At 50.9% G+C, this 19,679-nt stretch carries 21 protein-coding genes and 1 CRISPR repeat array (1 of these 22 running past the window's edge); of the genes, 17 read left to right on the forward strand and 4 right to left on the reverse strand.

Annotated features, from left to right (window positions below):
- Positions 1–2,395: direct repeats of the CRISPR family, unit length 30 nt; unit sequence CGCTTAATCGCACCAGATTGGAATTGAAAC; it begins 1,645 nt to the left of the window's first position.
- Positions 2,396–2,911: 516 nt separating this feature from the next.
- Positions 2,912–3,604 (forward strand): hypothetical protein, encoded by a 693-nt coding sequence (locus ACO08I_RS21735; protein ID WP_421947081.1) that lies wholly within the window; start codon positions 2,912–2,914, stop codon positions 3,602–3,604.
- Between the two features lie 79 nt (positions 3,605–3,683).
- On the opposite strand, the gene ACO08I_RS21740 is transcribed toward ACO08I_RS21735, so the two are convergent.
- The 4 genes from ACO08I_RS21740 to ACO08I_RS21755 form a co-directional block, all read right to left on the reverse strand.
- A complete protein-coding gene (locus ACO08I_RS21740) occupies positions 3,684–4,901 on the reverse strand; it encodes an ISL3 family transposase (RefSeq protein WP_421947082.1) in 1,218 nt (405 codons plus the stop codon).
- Positions 4,834–6,036, reverse strand: coding sequence for a transposase (locus ACO08I_RS21745; RefSeq protein ID WP_421947083.1), 1,203 nt, complete (start codon positions 6,034–6,036; stop codon positions 4,834–4,836). Before ACO08I_RS21745 ends, ACO08I_RS21740 begins: the two co-directional genes overlap by 68 nt.
- A 1,014-nt stretch (positions 6,037–7,050) precedes the next feature.
- On the reverse strand, positions 7,051–8,550 hold the full coding sequence (locus tag ACO08I_RS21750) for an IS5 family transposase (RefSeq protein WP_421947084.1): 1,500 nt from the start codon (positions 8,548–8,550) through the stop codon (positions 7,051–7,053).
- A 446-nt stretch (positions 8,551–8,996) separates the two neighbouring features.
- Positions 8,997–10,121 carry an IS701 family transposase gene (locus ACO08I_RS21755; RefSeq protein ID WP_421947085.1) on the reverse strand — a complete coding sequence of 375 codons (1,125 nt, stop codon included), beginning with the start codon at positions 10,119–10,121 and terminating at the stop codon, positions 8,997–8,999.
- 162 nt (positions 10,122–10,283) lie between these two features.
- On the opposite strand from ACO08I_RS21755, the gene ACO08I_RS21760 reads away from it, so the two are divergent.
- The 16 genes from ACO08I_RS21760 to ACO08I_RS21835 all read left to right on the forward strand — a co-directional run bounded on the left by ACO08I_RS21760 (position 10,284) and on the right by ACO08I_RS21835 (position 19,644).
- Positions 10,284–11,681, forward strand: a complete 1,398-nt coding sequence (locus ACO08I_RS21760) for an HYR domain-containing protein (protein ID WP_421947086.1) — start codon at positions 10,284–10,286, stop codon at positions 11,679–11,681.
- Positions 11,682–12,237: 556 nt separating this feature from the next.
- Entirely contained in the window at positions 12,238–12,894 is a 657-nt protein-coding gene (locus ACO08I_RS21765) for a hypothetical protein (RefSeq protein ID WP_282783408.1), read from the forward strand.
- Between the two features lie 15 nt (positions 12,895–12,909).
- Positions 12,910–13,206: a hypothetical protein gene (locus ACO08I_RS21770; protein WP_282783410.1), complete on the forward strand. Its 297-nt coding sequence runs from the start codon at positions 12,910–12,912 to the stop codon at positions 13,204–13,206.
- A 2-nt stretch (positions 13,207–13,208) separates the two neighbouring features.
- Entirely contained in the window at positions 13,209–13,490 is a 282-nt protein-coding gene (locus tag ACO08I_RS21775) for a hypothetical protein (protein ID WP_282783412.1), read from the forward strand.
- Between the two features lie 155 nt (positions 13,491–13,645).
- Complete coding sequence (locus tag ACO08I_RS21780; protein WP_282783414.1) at positions 13,646–13,786, forward strand: hypothetical protein; 141 nt, start codon at positions 13,646–13,648, stop codon at positions 13,784–13,786.
- Entirely contained in the window at positions 13,786–14,172 is a 387-nt protein-coding gene (locus tag ACO08I_RS21785) for a hypothetical protein (RefSeq protein WP_421947087.1), read from the forward strand. The genes ACO08I_RS21780 and ACO08I_RS21785 overlap by 1 nt, the downstream gene beginning before the upstream one ends.
- Before the next feature lie 16 nt (positions 14,173–14,188).
- Positions 14,189–14,746: a hypothetical protein gene (locus tag ACO08I_RS21790; RefSeq protein WP_421947088.1), complete on the forward strand. Its 558-nt coding sequence runs from the start codon at positions 14,189–14,191 to the stop codon at positions 14,744–14,746.
- Positions 14,746–15,300 (forward strand): hypothetical protein, encoded by a 555-nt coding sequence (locus ACO08I_RS21795; protein ID WP_421947089.1) that lies wholly within the window; start codon positions 14,746–14,748, stop codon positions 15,298–15,300. The genes ACO08I_RS21790 and ACO08I_RS21795 overlap by 1 nt, the downstream gene beginning before the upstream one ends.
- 116 nt (positions 15,301–15,416) lie before the next feature.
- Positions 15,417–15,557 (forward strand): hypothetical protein, encoded by a 141-nt coding sequence (locus ACO08I_RS21800; RefSeq protein ID WP_282783422.1) that lies wholly within the window; start codon positions 15,417–15,419, stop codon positions 15,555–15,557.
- A gap of 33 nt (positions 15,558–15,590) precedes the next feature.
- On the forward strand, positions 15,591–16,268 hold the full coding sequence (locus ACO08I_RS21805) for a glycoside hydrolase family 19 protein (RefSeq protein WP_421947090.1): 678 nt from the start codon (positions 15,591–15,593) through the stop codon (positions 16,266–16,268).
- Positions 16,265–16,834 carry an N-acetylmuramoyl-L-alanine amidase gene (locus ACO08I_RS21810; protein ID WP_421947091.1) on the forward strand — a complete coding sequence of 190 codons (570 nt, stop codon included), beginning with the start codon at positions 16,265–16,267 and terminating at the stop codon, positions 16,832–16,834. The genes ACO08I_RS21805 and ACO08I_RS21810 overlap by 4 nt, the downstream gene beginning before the upstream one ends.
- Positions 16,831–17,361 carry a hypothetical protein gene (locus ACO08I_RS21815; RefSeq protein ID WP_421947092.1) on the forward strand — a complete coding sequence of 177 codons (531 nt, stop codon included), beginning with the start codon at positions 16,831–16,833 and terminating at the stop codon, positions 17,359–17,361. The genes ACO08I_RS21810 and ACO08I_RS21815 overlap by 4 nt, the downstream gene beginning before the upstream one ends.
- A gap of 4 nt (positions 17,362–17,365) precedes the next feature.
- Positions 17,366–17,728 (forward strand): hypothetical protein, encoded by a 363-nt coding sequence (locus tag ACO08I_RS21820; RefSeq protein WP_282783430.1) that lies wholly within the window; start codon positions 17,366–17,368, stop codon positions 17,726–17,728.
- Positions 17,728–18,000 (forward strand): hypothetical protein, encoded by a 273-nt coding sequence (locus ACO08I_RS21825; RefSeq protein ID WP_282783432.1) that lies wholly within the window; start codon positions 17,728–17,730, stop codon positions 17,998–18,000. Before ACO08I_RS21820 ends, ACO08I_RS21825 begins: the two co-directional genes overlap by 1 nt.
- A gap of 11 nt (positions 18,001–18,011) precedes the next feature.
- Complete coding sequence (locus ACO08I_RS21830) at positions 18,012–18,296, forward strand: hypothetical protein (RefSeq protein ID WP_421947093.1); 285 nt, start codon at positions 18,012–18,014, stop codon at positions 18,294–18,296.
- Positions 18,280–19,644: a hypothetical protein gene (locus ACO08I_RS21835; RefSeq protein WP_421947094.1), complete on the forward strand. Its 1,365-nt coding sequence runs from the start codon at positions 18,280–18,282 to the stop codon at positions 19,642–19,644. Before ACO08I_RS21830 ends, ACO08I_RS21835 begins: the two co-directional genes overlap by 17 nt.
- The last annotated feature ends 35 nt before the right edge of the window (positions 19,645–19,679 follow it).

The following is a 19,679-nucleotide window of genomic DNA, read 5'->3' on the forward strand; positions in this document are numbered from 1 at the left end:
CGCCCGCGCTTAATCGCACCAGATTGGAATTGAAACGGCTATTTTGAGCCAGACCAGCAAAGACCTTTATGACGCTTAATCGCACCAGATTGGAATTGAAACGGACAAGCGGGCCCGGTTTTGCAGCCCGGCCCACCGCGCTTAATCGCACCAGATTGGAATTGAAACTTGTCACTGCGGCGTTATCAATTATCCAGGTGGCCCCGCTTAATCGCACCAGATTGGAATTGAAACGCAACATCAAGGCTTAACCCTTATCAGTCGCTAGTGCGCTTAATCGCACCAGATTGGAATTGAAACATTGTAGGCGCTGCGAACGTCTGCACAGTAATGTCGCGCTTAATCGCACCAGATTGGAATTGAAACCAAGGAATCTAAGAAATTCAATCTTAGCGCTGATGCCGCTTAATCGCACCAGATTGGAATTGAAACCTGTTACAGCTCCTGCAAGCACGTTTAGCGCGCGGCGCTTAATCGCACCAGATTGGAATTGAAACTTGCACTTCGCACGGTTGGCGCTTCGTGGCTTACTGCGCTTAATCGCACCAGATTGGAATTGAAACTAGTCGCAACCCCTGCAAAGAAATACCCTTTGCTGCGCTTAATCGCACCAGATTGGAATTGAAACTTAAGCTCAAAAGTGAGCAGGAGCAGGGAAATGAGGCGCTTAATCGCACCAGATTGGAATTGAAACTAGAAGGTACCGTTATTTTGCAGTTCTGCTTTTACCGCTTAATCGCACCAGATTGGAATTGAAACCTTTTTTTCTTCCTCTTTTCGTTTGTTGCCGTACACGCTTAATCGCACCAGATTGGAATTGAAACGAGGACAAACCGTTCCCTTTTCAATTAATTCAGGGCGCTTAATCGCACCAGATTGGAATTGAAACGACTGACCCACACTATTGGATTGCCCTGCCTCTATCGCTTAATCGCACCAGATTGGAATTGAAACGGCGGAATTATTTACATACTTAAATAACGAGCAATGCGCTTAATCGCACCAGATTGGAATTGAAACGGGTTTTGTCGCCGGGGGCGTTTCGGGTTGTACCGCCGCTTAATCGCACCAGATTGGAATTGAAACGATATTGACCCGGATCGGATCGTTGTTTGGGTCGATTCGCTTAATCGCACCAGATTGGAATTGAAACGTGGTAGGGAAGCAGCTGCGCCAGGCGAACTTGAACGCTTAATCGCACCAGATTGGAATTGAAACTACCATGTAGCGCCCTGCTGGTCAGAACCAATTGCCGCTTAATCGCACCAGATTGGAATTGAAACACAGTAGGAGGGTAGCTAAAGAAGCCCTGATCGGGCGCTTAATCGCACCAGATTGGAATTGAAACGCAGAGCCTATGGAGCCTGCACAAAGTTCAACGATCGCTTAATCGCACCAGATTGGAATTGAAACTTCTAAAACAACAAAACAATGACAGAAGCAAAGCTACGCTTAATCGCACCAGATTGGAATTGAAACGAATCGACAACGCATTGGACCTGCAAACACCAGGTACCGCTTAATCGCACCAGATTGGAATTGAAACGGGATTTGAGCACCACAAATGAGATTGATATTATCGCGCTTAATCGCACCAGATTGGAATTGAAACACTTGAGCGTTGACGGTAGGGTGGGATGCCACAAGGCGCTTAATCGCACCAGATTGGAATTGAAACTTGCTACTGCTGAGTTTTTTACGAACCGGGCGTTTGCGCTTAATCGCACCAGATTGGAATTGAAACTTGAATTCCGGACTGTCGAAGATGACGTTGACCTTCGCTTAATCGCACCAGATTGGAATTGAAACCCTAAGATCAGGTTGCGGTATTTATCGGGGTTGTCCGCTTAATCGCACCAGATTGGAATTGAAACTAGCAGGCACGAGATTGTTCTGCCTTGTTTAGAGCGCTTAATCGCACCAGATTGGAATTGAAACCTCTAAAAACTCTTCAAAAGAAATTTCCTTCCGTTCCGCTTAATCGCACCAGATTGGAATTGAAACGTACAAGGTCGACCAAGTCATCCTTAACGCTGCCGCGCTTAATCGCACCAGATTGGAATTGAAACGCGTTTTTTCTTTCTGTTCTTCTGTTTGCGCTGTGCGCTTAATCGCACCAGATTGGAATTGAAACTTGAAGGCCTGCGCGAATTTGGCGGCCTCCCCTTCCGCTTAATCGCACCAGATTGGAATTGAAACAAGCGATTGAATACGGCAAAGGCCCGGCGTCCGTCGCTTAATCGCACCAGATTGGAATTGAAACCAATCAGCCTAATGCTAGACACCCGCTACATCTACCGCTTAATCGCACCAGATTGGAATTGAAACTTTGCTTTTTGCTTGTCCCTTTTTGCTTTTTCCACCCCGCTTAATCGCACCAGATTGGAATTGAAACAATATCTTGGACATAGCGGTTGGTAGACTTGTGCTTCTTGAGACAGTCAACAGAAGGCTTTACCACTTTTTTGAGATTACATCTTTTGCCATTTTTATACGCAATACGAAGTGGTCAGTTATACTCAGCCCAATTGGGCACACGATATTTATCTTTCTTTTTACTGCGCTTGTGCTGATCCTTTCTTTATCTTTGACATGGGGCGGATGGTTTGAGTTTTTAGTTGTGGAAAACCAAAAATACAAACTTCCGGCCCATCTTCTAGTTTTGTCTATTCATGGAACAAAACCACTCTCAATCAAATATTGGGGCTAAATTTAGACCAACACTAACCTCTTGCATTTACTACTTGAGCCTAAGGTATGATTAAAGCAGACTATTTGATAAGCAAAAAAAATATCAATATTTTTTTTGCTGCTTGTAATGTCCTTTCTTATTAAGGATTTAGTTGGGCAAGATAGTTTGTTGAACTATACAACAGCCGGGGATAAGTCTGATCTTGAATGCTACATGCATATGAAACTGGACGAAGCCGAAAGCTTCTTCAATACGGAACAGCAAGACTCTGCAATTATCACTCTTGAACTACTTCTGGAGTTTGAAAACCAGACAGATGATTATGGTTTGTTAGGGGATATAGCAGATCACTTAGCTAAGTTTTATTTTCTTGAGGCTATGGGGCCTATCAGTGGACAAATGGCAGTCAGGTCATGGAGGTTTTATAAAAGAGCTGGAGATTGGGAAAAGGTTTTAATTAGTAAGTACAATGCAGGGGTATATTTTGCCTATTCAGGGATGGGTAAAGAAGCATTAACTCATTGGGAGTGGCTTTTGGCTCATCAAGACAAGGCTATTGAATTAGAAATATACGACATAGTTTGTGGTGCCTATTACGAAATGGGCTATCACCACCATAAAAATCGCAATTTGCATATAGCAGATTCCCTTTTTGAAAGAGCGGCCAATTGTGGGAGGATATATCAGACACCATTGCACAATATTTACTATTTACTGGCATTAAATGCTCTTGAAAAAGGTGAATTTAAAAAAGCTTTTGCAACTTCAGATAGTCTGTTGATAGAAGCTCAACGAAGTGGTGATCACCAAGCTGCCATGTGGGCTTACAGCCTGAATTTCATGATCTATGATGAGCTTGAAGATACCAGCTCTGCCTTAGAAAATTTAAAACTAGCTTATGCTAAACAATAGTCCGTGGCAAATCAGGCTGCAATTTTGCCTATAGCCCGGAAGCGCTCGCGGATGGAATTAATTTGGCTCTTCGCCATATTTAGTGGATTTTCAAATCAAGTCCTCCGAGTTTGAAATAGATCATCAGGATGAAATTGTGTGGGTTCCGATAGCCTCTGGCAATTCTCTTTATTTCCTGAATCTTTAGGTTCACCCCTTCAGCGAAAGCATTATTTGCCAATCTTTTGAAGTAGGTCTTAATACCGTACCAATGGTCATGGAGCATATTGACAAACTCCTGGATGGGCTTGATCCCGCTGTCCCAAGCCATCTTTATCCACTCATTGAGCGGCTTGAGGCGCTTGGTGAACTGAGCCGCATCGAAAACTTCCCGGAATAGCTCTTTGAGCCGGTAGGCCTGGCCTAGATTGGGGAATGCTTCTTTTAACAAGTCCAGGCGTTGTTGCTGCTTTTGAGATAACTTGCTGGCATTGCGCAGCCATAAATACCGGCTGTGCTTGAGCGCCTCCTTAAACTGCTTTTGTTCTGCTCTTCGAATAGTATCAATAGCTTCATTAAGCTTTTTGACTAAATGAAAGCGGTCAAAAACCATCTCGGCTTGTGGAAGGTAGGACTCACAGGCCGCGATATAGGAGCGTGACATATCTAGAGTCACTGACCGTACTGTAGCCCTGTCTGCGCCACGTGCTTCCATATCGATAAGTGCATGGCTTACAGCTTTTTGGTCTTTGCCCCGAGATACGCCTACTACCTTTTTAGCTTGCCGGTCACATAGGATGGTCAGGTAGTTGTGCCCTTTCTTTCGTGAGGTCTCATCGACAGACAGGTCCTTGACCGTTCTTAGCTCCTGAGTAGCCAAAGCGTTGCTTACATGGCGGCCCACTATACGGCTAGCTATACGGGAATCAAAGCTGTAGTGGCGGCCAACTGCAGAGGCGCTCATGCCTTTATCCATAAGCTTTAGAACGTCAAGCTCAAACAAAAGGGTAAAGGAGCTGCCCGGCTCAGCCCAGGGCACAGCTACCAGGCGTACCTCTCCTGACTCCGTCTTCACCCGCGGCACACGTGCGTGCAGATAGCAGTCATGTTGGAAAAAACGCAGATGCCGCCAACTCCGCAATTGATGATCGTGCACAGGGCACAGCTCGCCCTCGTACTCAAATTTGACCCGCTTATGGTGGTCTACTTCGATATGGAGTTCCTTTTCTCCCTGTGCTGTATCTCGAAAGTCAATTTTCTTGATATACCAAGGTGATTTTAGCGCTAAGGCTGCTGCAAATAGTTCGGTGTCTTTCATCTGCTAAAAATACGAAACCCACTATTAATGGCGAAGAGCCATTAATTTTTGAAAGCTGTGCGCCGATGCCGAACGTGGCAATAAATCGGTCCAGCAATAAATCGTTGGCATACTGGGTTTTAACGTCTGCCATAGAAAACGCTTTGTGTTCCTGTGGCGGGGTGCTGAGGCAGTATGCTGCTTTAGCAAGCGATACGGCTGTGAGGGCCGTGTTGATATGGAAGTGCAGCTTTTGCGGACTGCGTGCCTGGCAGTGGGCAAGCCCTGCATGTTGCTTGCCATCCCTGTACAGGAACTCAATCTGAAAGCGGCACTGGTAAGCGTGCAGTAACTCTGCGCCATCCATGCCCGTATCGGTGCAGGCATAAATCTTCGCGGATTTTACTTGCCCCTGATCGTCCAAGTGATGTACGATGACAACTTTAGCGTTGCGCTTCCAAGACTGTACATTTACAGTGGACTGGTAAGCAACCCACGAACCGTCTTCTGCTTGTGCGCATGGCGTGAAATGGTCTTCGCGAAGGGCATAAGGATTGATCCGGCCGTCATATGTTTTAGGGCGCCCCCTTCTTCTTTTCAGCCTTGGCCCATTATAAAGGTAGCGCAGCTTTGCATCCTTGCGCAGGCGGGTGATCAGTTGGAACCCTTCGCCAAGCAGCCTATCCACGAAGGGCTTCCTGGCGAAATAGGCATTCGCAGCGACATACCTGGAGAGCCTCAGCAGGGCTTCTTTACGCTCGCAAAGGATACGTGCATAGAAAGCAAGCTGCGATTCCCCCTCTTTCAGGCCTATTGTCTGGACGGCTTCGAGATGGAGGGCTGCTTTGTCCGTTAGATCCACAGCAGCTACACCCGGGAACTCCAGGCCGCGCAGCTCGCGGCCGGCGCAGCCAGAGTAGAAGTAGCCTATGCCCGCTGTATGCTTGCCGCTCTTTGGTACAAAGCAAGGGGCAAAAGCAATAGCCAAGTGCTGCCCAAGCTGCTGTAAAGCCAGCTCGGCATTGAACTCCAGCCAGCCGAAGGGGCGGGCGAAGTTCTGACGGTAGGTATCTTCCCCGTATTCGCCCCAGCGCGAAAGGTTGGTGAAGCTGTACCGGCCTCGAACGGCTAGCCATAATGGAAACAAGTGCAGCATAAATCGGTATTGCCAACGGTTATTTGTAGAAATTTTTCGTAATATTTGTTCCGTGAGTGCTTTGACGCTCATAGGGGCAAAGTTGGTTTGAGTGTGTAGGAACTCCCAAATTACAACTTTCCCCTTTTTTATGGCTATGCGTCATTTTCCCCACGGACTATTGATATATTCAACGTAAAGGTTTTTAGAGGTTGGTTTTCAAGTGTTTGGTTATCAATGTTTTTTGTTTGATTGTTGTGGAATTGATATAGAGGTGAAAAGATCAAGTAGTGGAAATGTATCGGTTGTTTATTCGGTTTCTGCACTCTATCTTACTTAATTTTAGCATTGTAATTTAAACAGAAGACGTACGGGGTACTAATAGTACGAACAGTTTGTAACAACACTTTTATCTAGGTTTCTAGTGAGTACATGCGCCTCTCTTTTGTGCAGTTCTCCCTAACAAAGGGAAACCGCCCGAAACCGGGCGGTTTCTTACTTTGTTGGAGGGAGTTAAGTATATATGTTTATGTACTGTTTATTCTTAAGAGCTGATCTTCCTTTTGGGGAGACAGCTCTTTTGATTTAGTAATAGGAGGGCTTATCATTTGAGGCTCTCAACTTGCCCATCAGACTAAACCAGCCAACTTTTATGATCCTGTTTAGGTGGGTTGTCGTTTCAAGTGGATTAATGTTGCAAAGTTCTGTTTATTAGGGTTTAGCGATTATCGATTTTCTGATTTGGTACTCAATTTATTACCAAATTCCACATTTTTCGGATTCTGCAATTCACTGATGCTACTATTGCGTAGACGCTTAAAAAACTGTCAATTGAAATGAGGTTTTAAGGCTCTGAATATTTCTTTTAAGATATATATCTGATAACAAATCATTAAAGTGAACATGAGAAAGAATCTACTAAACAAAGTCTTAGTAGGAGCTATCAGTACGCTACTTGGTTTTTCTTCGATAGGTTTTGGGCCTATTCATTCTTATGGCAAGCTAATTGGAAGTGGAAAAGTAGATAGGGCATCCTCAAAAAGTCAGCGCCGCAGGCACTAGCCGATGAAGTATTATTAAGTTTTGGGTTCTGGAAAGCACCTGGTTGCAGCCCTGTGTAAGATTTAATATTAATCGTCGGCCAAGGTTGCTTGTCAAGGCTGCGGCACGCCCATAAAAAGGGCATAAAAAAACCCTTCCGAGCTTGATGGCATTAAGCGCCATAAGGATCAGGGCTATACAGGCCATGGAGGTGTCTTGCCTCTTTGTTTTAATATCATCGAGCCCATATTTTGATTTTGCTTGCCCAAACTTGCCTTCTATTTCTGATCTTTTGTTTTGTTCTTTTTTGCGTTTTTGCTTCTCATTGCGGGTCATGGCCGGCCGACGGCCCAGCGGCAGGCCGCTATTGCGTATACCCTTGTCTTTTAGCGCCTTGCGGTTTTTTCTGGTCAGGTATATCCGGTCTGCAAGTACCAGTTCGGGATAATAGCCAAACAAGGCTTTATAAGCCTCTACCTGGCTCATAAGGAAGCCACCCTCGTTGAAGTTGTCAAAACTGATTTGGTCGGCCCTGACGAAGCCTTCCGTCTCTGACATATTGAGTTTTGCGCCAAACTCGGTCTTTTTGCCCGCCTTGCCCCGCTGGATGGGGCGCACGTAGGGCTGAGCGATATTCACGATACGGTTGTCTATGCGCCGCCGCCCGTCGCGGTGCATGATATCCTGCTGCCGGTACAGTTCTTGTATGACCCACAGCCGCTGCCAGTCCCGGTGCTGCCAGCTGGGTGCGATGCCTTTTGCTTCCAGCATGTCCAGCATCTTGTGCATAGTCTTCAGGTTACGCCGCAGGTAGCGCAGCTGCTTGCCGCGGGCCTGCCTGACCGTCTGCTTTTTCGGTGCGCGCTTTTTAGAAAAAGCCAAATACTCCTTGCGGGCTTGGCGGCGGTAAGTCCGCGGCTTCTTTTGCCACAGCCCGCCTTTGTAGAGCTTGTCAATGAGCTCTTCGCTATACTGTCGCGCTTCGGCCAAAAGCCGGGTGTCGGTCGGATAGCCCACATGCTGCGGAGCCACCGTGGCATCTACTTTCAGGGTCCCCTTGTTCGGCACCTTGGCTTCTGCCCCTGTCCCGCTAACCTCTTCCTCGGCGCTTGTGCCGGCAGGGGGCACAGGGCCTTGGCCGCCGCCCTTGGACGGCTTCTTTCGGTGCTTGATTGCCTTGGCACGCTTAGCTTGGCGCAGCACTAAATCGTTCAACTGCCTGGCACCTTCCTTCCCGAGCCGCTTGCGCACCTCCACGAAAAGGCTCGGCACGAACACCGGGCCCGTCTGGAAACTAGGCAGGCCCACAAAGTACTGGGCATAGATGTTCTCTTGGATATACTGTATCGTGTCTTCGTCGGAGATGCCTTCTATATGCTTGACCAGCAGTGCCCCGAGGATGATGCGCAGGTCTATGCTCGCACGGCCGTGCCCTTCGCTCATGTGCTTGAAGAACACCTGGGCCATCTCGTCCCATGTCTCTGACCCTGACAAACGAATGTTTCGTCATGGGGGCATTACCCCTGCCATCCTTACCCATCGGTTGGAAGGGTCGAGCTTCTGCTCGAAAGGGGTCTTAAACAGTGACAATGTACGCTCGCTGGCTGGTGTATAGGTGATCATCGAAGTGCAAGGATTTTTGCCAAAATAGGGCTTTTTCCTTGCACTTTTGGCCTTTACTTGGCAATTTATGATACTTGCAACGCTTTGCTAGCAAAGGGATGCAGAGGCTGTCAGACTTTTTGAGGATGCCCTAGATAAACCTGTTAAGGTCAATTGCGAAGTATCCATTTCTGAGAACGGGAATGATGATCTGACCTTTCGCACGCGAAAGGTTATGACAATTGAAAAAATTAGCAGTACTCAGGGTGCTTGGCACAGCAAGCCCGCCCAGTGCGTGGCACTGAAAAAGCACTCGCATGAACAAGTTAATCAAGGCCTTACCCCAAAAGAGGGGTGGCTAGCCCATCCGGCGGTCCAATTTTAGGGACATAGGCTTTGAGCCTGTGCACCTCTTGGAAAGCCGCCCTGAGGGCTTTGACATAAATTTTGGTTTTGAGGGCAAAGTGGTTGGTCTGCTCTTTTGCAGCCAGCAGTTCCAGTTTGGTCCAGGCAATCATGGCAGCAAAAACATGGTTGCACTGGGATGTCTCGTGCTTGGTGGGGGACTTTTCCAGCCCCACGTTTTGTTTGAGCGATTTGTGGAATACCTCCACTCCCCAGCGTGTCCCGTAGGTTGTGCAGATAGCTGGGCCGCTTAGCTCCAGATCGTTGGTGACCAGGTACAAGTCTCCAGTTGAGCCGTCTTGGTTTATAAAGACCTGCTTGACCAACTGGACTTGGAAATCCAGCCCTTTGAGGTAAACAGTAATGGCCTGGCCTGCTTGCAGTTCTAGCCCGTCGACTCGGTGGAACTTGCCTTCCAGCTTGTCTTCCATGCTAAGGGCGACCTTGCGGTTGCTCTTCAAGGCACTGATGAAATGCCTGCCCAGCTCATAATGCACGAACTCGAAGTTCTCCTTGGCAGCAAACCAAGTGTCCCATACCACATAGCGGAAGGGCACGCGGTTGTATTTGACAAGTGCAAAAAGCTGGTCGCGCAGCATCTCGTTCTTGCTGCGGGGGCTGCGCTTCTTTACCTGCCCGCTTTTGGCATCCACGTATTCTTGCGACTTGCGCACGATCTCAAAAGCAACAGGCAGCTCTATGCCCTGTGGGCTCTGGTAAAGGAAATTCAGGATGTTGATCCCTTTGGTGTGCCCCGCTTTCGGCTTCTTGGAGTGGTCCCAGTGCCAAGTGACCACTTCATTCTCCGTAGAGTGCGGCTTCTCCTCGATCGTGTCATCTATCTTGATGACCGCGTCCGGGTGCTCCACTTTACGTACCAAAGGCTTTATGCAACGCCAATAGTCCTTTGCCGTGAAGGCTTCCTGCCCTAAAAAACGGCTGATCTTGTCATGGCTCAGTGCCTGATCGGTCAGCTCGGACAAGCCGGTGGCTGTCGCCATGCGAAACGATGCCAGCAGATAGTCCGAATACAAGTCAAGTAACTTTGGGTCTTTCATCTTGCGCTCCTTTGAGCTGCAAGATAACTGCCCCAACATTATTAATCAATTTTCCAAATCTTTCGCGTGCGAAAGGTCAGTGATGATGTTACTGAAAAAAGCACGTTATCTCAGGTTTCGGCATATAGTGTCAGTTTTGATGATGATTGTATAAATAGTGATATGGAAGATGACATTTCTCTCTCTTTGTCCGGAGCGACAATAGGTGATCATTATTGTGCAGTCATTACGGATAGCGATGGAGGGGATCCGGTAGTCGTTATTGGGACTGTATCTAGCAGCTTACAGTCTATTTCTGCTGATGTTTCGTCACTTATTGACGGGGACTTAACTGTTACTTTGTGGGTGGGTTCCGGTCCTCAAGTTTCGGATAACTCTTATAAAGATACGGTTGCTCCCACGTCACTTTGCAACGACGTTACAGTATCTTTGGATGCCGTCGGAAATGCATCGATTGCAACTACAGATGATATTACAGATTCAGCAAATTTGACTTTTGAACTCTCAGAGTACTCTTTTACCTGTAATGACATTGGTGAGATGACGGTTACCCTCACTGTCACTGACGAGTGCGGGAATGAAGACTTTTGCAATTCAACCGTGACAGTGGAAGACAATATAGACCCTGACGCATTGTGTACGGACCATACGGTGTACCTTGACGCATCGGGCACGGCATCGGTCACAGTTGATGACATAGACGATGGCAGCAACGACAACTGCAGCATAGAGTCCCGCTCCCTTGACGTGACGAGCTTCAGCTGCTCGGACTTTGGTGACAACACGGTGACCCTGACGGTAGAGGACCCCGCTGGCAATACAGCTACGTGCACGTGCACGGTGACGGTGGAAGATACGCTTTTATCAGTGATGTCCTGCACTGACCTGTCAGTCGAACTAGATGAAATGGGCATTGCTTCGATTGACGTTTCGGACGTTGATACAGGAACCACAGACAACTGTGGCACACCGATGCTGCAACTGTCGCAGACCTCCTTTAGCTGCTCGGATATCGGTGAGGTATCCGTATCCCTGACGGCAACGGACGGCAGTGGCAACAGCAACAACTGTGAGGTAACGGTCACCGTTTCCGGGCCTGATACGGACTGTGACGGCGACGGGCTTACGAATGCCGAGGAGGCAGATACATACAGTACCAATCCGTTAGAAGCGGATACCGATGGGGATGGTGTCACAGATGGTTCCGAAGTAGTTGATAGCAGCAGCCCGCTGGAAATCTGTGACTACGTATATAGTTCGGTCACCCTGCCAAAAGGCGAAGCATGGGCTGATGCAGATTGCGATGGCGACAGGCGTAGTGCAGTACACGGTCAGCACCGGTACGCACAGCGCGACGAAGCGCATGGTAATCGTGGAATAGCGATTGTAAGATGTTTTACTACGAGTATTAGCATGCGGGGCGTAAGGTGCTTTTACGCCCCGCTTTTGCTCCTGACTGATTACGTAACAGTTTGTGCTCATTTAAAGCGCCCCGCACCGGTATTTGGTGTGGGGCTTTTTGTTTGCATAGCATGCAGGCGTAATTCCACAGGGCTGTAAGAAGCCCAGGCAAGTCAAGTATGGAGAATATAGCGCGAGCGGACTGAGACAGGCTTGGCAGGGTGGTAACTTTGTAAAAAAAGTAGAGTCTGGCTTCATGTTGTTGAAATGAGTTTATCTAGTTATTTCGGCACACTAAGCCAGGTTTGCTATGGGCAGGGGCTAAAGTAAATGGTGGCAGTTTCCTCATACTGATTGATTAAATCTTTGATATGGGGCAAAGAACAATGAGGCTTAATCAACGGCGGAGACAGGCATCCTACGAGGTGTGGTAAATCTCCTTGCTGTTTGGTTATGAACCAAATGCGCGAGCAGGCATGCTGTAAAGGTTTGCACAAACAGTTGCGCCGGATGAGATACAAAGGTAGCATTGAGAAAACCTGTGTCACACCGACATCCCTCCCCGCGCTCGTATGCCCTCTACTGCGCACCGCAGGGCGGACGGTACCTGCACGGCTACCGTTGCCGTGAAAGTATTGCAGGTGCGGTGCCCGTATGGTGATATTGTGGTCTCATTATTACGTCAATAATCGACTGTTCACCAACCACAAGAAAAATGGTTCGACGCACGAAACTCCCGGCAAACCTTGCCGCTGCTGCTCCGGCCAACGGCGCTGTCCAGCAGAAGACCGTTGAGGCGCAAAGCAATATGATCGGCCGCCCGACGGTCAACGTCAGCGAGCGCGCTGACACGCGGGTAATCCAGTCTGTACAGACTGACCCCTACTTCGCTGTTAAGGTCTCTACCAAAGAGGCCGAAGAGCCTCAGCAGGTTATCCTGTTCGACGGCTCCCAGGGCTATCAGCTGGGCTATAACCAATTTATAGGCCCGGATGTAGAAATCACTGGCCTGACCTCTCATTATCAGTTCCTGCTGAACGATATGGTGCACAACAGCTCCTATTTGGACATGCTGAAAATGCGCATCACGGAGCATGCCAATGAGAACAGCAACTGCTGCGCTACCAACGCGCTTGAGCAGTATGCCCGCCCGATTGAAATCTATGATGCGAGCAAGGGCTCCAAGCCCCGCTTGCTGAAGACGATCTTCCCGGACATGGGCGTGCATGAAGGGCAATACCAGCTCAACATCAACACCTTCGCCAACGACATCATCATTACCAACCGGACTGCCTTCGTGTACATGCAGGAGCCTGGTATCACGGTCACCTGGGGCTTTTACCAGGTAGCAGAGCTGGGCCGTAAGCAATAACCGAGAGCCGGAAGAATGAGCTATATCATTGATACAAGCGGTGCACTGGACCTTCAAAATCCTGATGCGGTAAGCCCAGCCCCGGGCACGGGCCGGAGCAGGGGCTTGCTCAATTGGCTGGGGAATAATTACAAGGACCTTGCCGATACAGCAGTAAGTGTTGCCTGCTTGTTCAACCCGGAAAAGTGCCCCCAGGGCGCTACGGTGGTACAGCCACCCCCACAGCAACCATCTTCTGGCCCTTCAATCTATATCATCCTGGCAGTGGTCGTCGTCGTGGCGATCCTGCTCATCGTCATACTGAAAAAATAGGCATGGACAGATTGCAACAGGAGGTCGCCTTGAAAAACCAGCACCTTGACGCGCTGAACAACAACAGCAACAGTGCTTATGCCTACCAAAGCGGGAGCACGACTAGCGACGACAGGCTCATTGCCCAGGCTAAGCTGGATAATTCTATATCTGGCCCAGTGCCTAATACGCTGACTAAGGATGAGCGGGCAGAGAGCAAGCAAAACTGGAAGATCGCAGGCATTGCTATCGGGGTTACGCTGATTGGGATCCTGCTGATCAAATTCAAAATCATCAAAATCTAAGCGAAATGAGCGCAAATACCATTTTAAAGGCATTCGTGCCGGTCTTCCTGGCTGTCGTGCTGGGGACCCTGACAGCGATGTACGTCGCTGACAAAGTAGAAGCGAAGAAAGCCAGGTAATAATCCGGGCAGCCCTTAATTTAAAATCAAAGCCTGATGGGCGATATCCTTGAACTGATCCAAAACGGCATTACCGTCAACATCGCATTCGATGTGGAAAGCGCTGTCATATTGGGGCTGGTGCTCCTGCTGGCAGGCATCCTGGTGATGGCTGTTTATGCGAAAATCCTGACCTGATGAGCAAGACTGTAGGCATCGTTATCGCAGTAACCATTGCCTTGCTTGGGCTGGGCCTGATCTTTTACCGCCGTGAAAGGGGAGGGGAGGGCGCCCCGGCTACTGGAAGCGGCTGTGTTTCTGTGCCTTTAGATTTCATCGGATGGTCAGGCAGCTTCCTGTCAACGGACTGGGGGGCATACGGTGCGGCCCGGCAGCAATACTTAGGGCTCGACCCTGATGATGAAGCCCGGCGGCATTTCGTAGATGGCTTTTTCAAGGCTATCGGCGTAGAGCCCCGCAGCAGTTACGTGAAGCACTTCGAAAGGGAGATCAAGGCTTACATTACTTCAACCTCAGCACTCCCGCATTGGGAAATTCCGGTAGCCGGGTATATGCGGTGCTGATCAACTACAACGAAAAATGGATACCATCCAGAGCAAAGTCCCAGGTGGATATGAACCGCAGGTGCAGCTGTCTGATGGCAAAGTGGTCGGCCTGGTCGACTACGTGAAGACGCTGAGCGCCTCAGCCACGGGCAACCCTGGCGAGATAGTAGACGCCCTGCACATCAGTGACAGCGTAGGCAGCGCTGCTGTTACCGCTGACACTTACGCCTTTTCTGAGGCCCAGCCGCCTACTAAGGTACTGCATGTGCCCACCCTCGAAGAGCTTGGCTTCGATGCCGGGAACTACGAGATGAAGGCGGTCCTGATCGTCAATGCCCGTACCAATAACCCCGATAAAGAGGTCCGGGTACGCCTGGTAACGGCGTCGGGCAAAGCGGTCGCGGCAAGCGAAGTAGCTGCAACCCTGACTTCTTCTTCCCAGGACGTAATCGTGAAAAGCCCGGCGGCTTTCGCTATTGTGCCCGGGCAAGCTTATGCGCATGACATCCGGCTGGTAACAGCTGCCGGGACAGATAACGCTGTCATGCAAAGCAAGAGCCTGCTTATCCAAATTTTGAAAAAAGCAGCGTGATGCAAAGGATCAAGCAACAAGCCAACGGCGGCTACATCAGCCAGGTTCAATTGTCTAACGGCAAAGTGGCCAGCTTGATAGACTATATCAAAGCCCTAGGGGCTGCGGCCGGCAAACAGATGGCACTGGCTATCCATACGCAGTATGCCCCGGCACCGAGCTACATTTTTACGCTCGCCGGTGAAGCCTGGATCAGCACAAACCCGGGGGTCAGCGGCATACGGGGCGTGTACGTGCCCACGCTCGAAGAACTCGGGCTGGACGGCAATTACACGCTGGAAGCGATGGCTGTGGTGGAAGCTGCCGACCCAAATGGTAGTGGCGACCCACTGGATATCCGGGTGCTCGACCTGTCTGACAATAGCGTTGTCGCGGGCAGTGAAGGCACCGGTAATCTTTCCGGCAGTGCGCTGGACGCAGCGGTCAAGTCTGGCTTTTTCCCGGTTACCGGTGGGAAAACGTACTTCGTTGATGCCCGCAAGCGCAACGTGAACAATACGTTCCTGGCCAACCTGGGCCGCTACCGGCTATATGTCCGCGCGGCCTTAAAATAACCGTCATGGCATTTATCAAAAAGTATGCGGCCATCATAACGATCGCCATTGCCCTGATTGGGCTGGCTTTACAATTTTTAAGCTACCGCCGTTCGGTGGAAAAATAGGACAACACTATGGCATTCATCTGGAAATACGGCCCTGCTATCCTGATCGGGCTGGCCCTGATTGGGGCAGTGATCTACTTCGCAGCCCGCAAAGAGGACTGCGGGTGCGGCGGCAAGCAGAAAGCGGGCGGGGAGCTAGGCCCGCTGTAACAAAAGCGCCGGATAGGGGCAGCTGCCCGGCCTATGGAAGCGCGGCTGCTTTGGGTTATGAAGAACTGGAAAAAACATACCATCATCGGAGTGTTCGTGCTCATCCTGCTGCTGGTGTCCACATCAGCAATAGCAAAGGCGCGGCAGCTCGACAACAAGCTATTCATGCGCAATGACATCTGGATAGACGCGGCAGAGGCGGCCTGGCAAAAGCTGGGCAGTGCACAGCGGGACAGCGTGGAGCAGATTCTCCGGGCTTTCCGGGAATACGGTGATGGGGACTACAGAAAGCTGGTTTACATCCTGGCTACTGCTTGGCATGAAAGCAAGCTCAAGCCGGTGCGGGAGCGCCGGGCCGGCAGCAGCCAAACGTGGCTGCGGCAGTTACAAGACCGGTACTGGGCATCGGGCTATTACGGGCGTGGCTTTGTACAGCTGACCTGGAAGAGCAATTACCAAAAGATGAGCAACTTCCTGGGCATTGACCTGGTAGGCAGCCCTGACCTTGCACTGGAGCCCCGCTACGCAGCGGATATCCTGGTGTACGGCATGATAAAGGGGGAATTCACCCGCCGGGCCCTGAGCCGCTACATCAACCTGGTACAAACGGACTATTACAATGCCCGCCGGGTAGTCAATGGCACCGACCGGGCAGATTTGATCCGGGATTATGCAGTATTGCTACAAGCCCAGGTCCGCAAAGCGGTATGAAGCCCTGGCAGAAATACCTGATGATTGCTATGGTGGCGCTGCTCATGCTCTACCTGATTGGCCAGATCGTACGCCCAAAGGCTTACGGCATACCAATCACGAATGTAGTGTACCGGCTGAAGCGCCACTGGTGGAAGACTTACGATATCCGCGACTTGTCACAGATTGATAGCGTAGTCATTCACCACAGCCTGACAACATCGGGCAATGCGAAGGCATACGCCCGGTACCACGTGGAGGAAAACGGCTGGGCTGGCATCGGTTACCATTACGTGATCGGCAAGGATGGCAGCATCGAGCAGTCCCAGCTTTTGAAGACCGTTAGTAACCACACGAGCGGAGAGAACACCCGCAGTGTGGGCATCTGCCTGACGGGCAATTACGACATACAGCAGCCGCCCCCGGAGCAGGTCGGCGCAGCGGTGAAGCTGATACGATACCTGCAGGGCCGGCTTGGCCGGCAGTTGCGCATTACCGGGCATAACGAGCACAGCTCGAAAAGCTGCCCGGGGAGCAACCTGGATGTGAAAGAAATTGAAAACCGCGTACGAAACACCGCAGCATGATATTCCCGGTCTTATTCTATTACGAGCGCGAACACGATGCCAGTAACGCCTTTCAGGATGCCCTGAGAGAAAGCCTCTATACAGACCAAAGCTGGCCGGGCATGTCATGTGCGCTCGATAATCTGTCGGACTGCGTTGTGCAGCCCGGGCAGTTCGGAGTAGACATTTACCCTGCGTACGTTTTCCTGCGCAGGCTTGACGGTGCATCAGAGGATGCCGTGATGGTGAAGAAAATTGAAGGCAGAGAACTCAGCACGGATGAGATTCTGAGCGAGATCGAGGATGCCTATCGGGCGGTATTTGACATGGATTCAGGCAGCGGTTTTTCTGATGAAGATGGGGATGGAAAGCCTGACGTACAGATCAATCTGCCTTCCAGGCCGGGGTTCCGATTAGGGAGCCCATTGGGGGCCTACTTCGGTTGTGCGGATGTGCTCCCGGATTGGCTCTGCCGCATTAAAATGGGCTACCTGCTATTGTTCATCCTGCTCATTGCCCTGATGGCGGTGATCATGAAAAAAGCATAAAGGCATGGCATTTTGCATAGGCGGGAAATGGTGCCGGGCGCAGGAGTGCCGCAATCGCTGCCGGAGCTGGTTTGGACAGCAGCCCGATATAGAGCGGCAGTGCCGGAAGCTGTGCAATAACAACATTAGCTTCTCGCGGGAGGAGTTCCTGTGCTCGGGCAACTATGTGGATGATGCCCTGATCATACTCAGCTATGGCTATGACCCCTGCCCGGGAGCGGGCAGTTCGGTGGAAGCCCTGCTCGACCCTCTGGACGACCGGGGGCGGCAGGATGAGGAGTTGAAAAAGTATGCGCCTGTGATCCTTGGTGGCGGCCTGATGCTGCTCGCTGCACTGGTGGTTTTGATCATGGTAATACGAGCCTGATGGAGGAGCAGATAGTAGCAAGCGGGGGCGGTATGGCAGCTGACCCGATTAGCGCGGTAGCCGGTGCGGTGGATTCGGTATTTACGTTTTACAACACCGCTGTTGAAGCGGTCACCACGCCGATGCGCGCCAGGTGGGAGAACCTGCCTGAATGGCTGAGCCCGGCGGATTTCCAGCAGGAGGATTACACCCTGGAGATCCTCCTTGGGGGCATCGTGATTGCATTCGTAGTACTGGTTGGGGTGATTGCATTTATCGCAGCCAGAAAGTAAACAGGCCCGGAATGGTTAGCAGAATGAAAATACATGAATTCTTTGCCTATGGCAGCACAAAGCTGGGGTTTTCAGGCACCGCCCTGTACTGGCTCTTTGAGAACCACGAGGTCGTTTTTGGGGCGGTAATGTCCGTCTGCATGGTCGCCAGTTCCATTGCCTACCATGTGTACAAAGTGATTTCAATACGCAACGACGAGCGCCGTAAAGAAGAATGGCACCGGCAGGGGCTGTCTCAGGACCAGGAGCGGCACCACCAATCGATAAAAGACAAAAAGGATGAGCAAAACAATTGACCAGATCACAGGCCTAAAGATCAGCGGCCGCAACCAGCGGGCTTACGAAGACCAGTGGTTTTTCGTAGAAGGGCTGGACGAGCCAGTCACGCTCCGGGCGCTGCTCCAGGAAATCACCCGGCGGCTGAACCTGTCGGTTGCCCCGGACGGTTCTGAGACCAGGCTCAGCGCAGGGCCTAATGTGGCGGTTACCGGCTCCGGGACCGCTGCGTCCCCTTATGTTATCGCCGCCAGCGGCTCTTCTGCTGATGGCTCTGAGACTAAGGTGAGCGCTGGTGCGAATGTCACGGTCACCGGCTCGGGCACAGCGGCTGACCCTTATGTAATCGCAGCTGGTGGGGGCACTGCGGATGGCTCAGAAACCAAACTGGATGCCGGAACGAATATCACGGTCACCGGCTCGGGCACTACCGCCGACCCCTACATTATCAATGCCGCCGTACAGGCACCCGATGGCTCAGAAACTATCCTGGATGCTGGTACTAATATCACCGTTACTGGCTCTGGCACCACAGCCGACCCCTACATTATCAATGCAGCGGTACAGGCGCCCGATGGCTCAGAGACCAAGCTCAGCGCCGGGGCAAATGTCACGATCACCGGTTCAGGCACAGCCACTGACCCGTACCTTATTGAAGCGGACAATGATGTTGCAGATGGTTCAGAAACCATTCTGGACGCCGGTGCCAACATCACCGTTACCGGCTCGGGCACAAGACCGGACCCTTACATCATTAATGCCATCAGCCCCTCTATCGATGGCTCAGAAACGAAACTGAATGCCGGAGCTAATATCACCCTTACGGGCTCAGGCACTACTGCCAACCCGTATGTTATTGCAGTTGCCAATGATATCGCCGATGGCTCGGAGACGAAACTGAACGCCGGGGCTAACATCACCATCTCCGGTTCAGGCACTGCTGCCGACCCATATACCATAACCGGGCAGGCGGGCGGTGGCAGCGCTTTTGAAAGGGACAGCCTAAGCGCCGGAGCCTTAACGGTGGAAGCCGGGCGGCTGGGCGGCATCCCTTCAGCCTTGAGCAACCCGGCACCGGGAGAATATACACTCGCTGCACAAGCGGGCGCCCACCTCAGTACCCTGACCGTCTACGGCAATAACACTACCCTGAATGCCAGCCAGGAAATGACGCTACGGGTGGACAATACTGCAAACGGCTACGGGCGCCGCTTTTTGGTACAGCTCTATAGCGCTGCCGGTGCGCTGATCGACCAGCAGCTTACTGCAACAGTACATACACAGTCGGTATCCGGCAACATCACCACGATAACCATCCCGGGGCTGAATGGCTTCGGCTCAGCTGGGTTTTACGTGGAGCTCCGGTAAGGAAAAAACACCCCGGCAAGGCCATGCCAGGCCGG

The organism is Phaeodactylibacter xiamenensis, assembly GCF_965229835.1.
Lineage (GTDB): Bacteria > Bacteroidota > Bacteroidia > Chitinophagales > Saprospiraceae > Phaeodactylibacter > Phaeodactylibacter xiamenensis.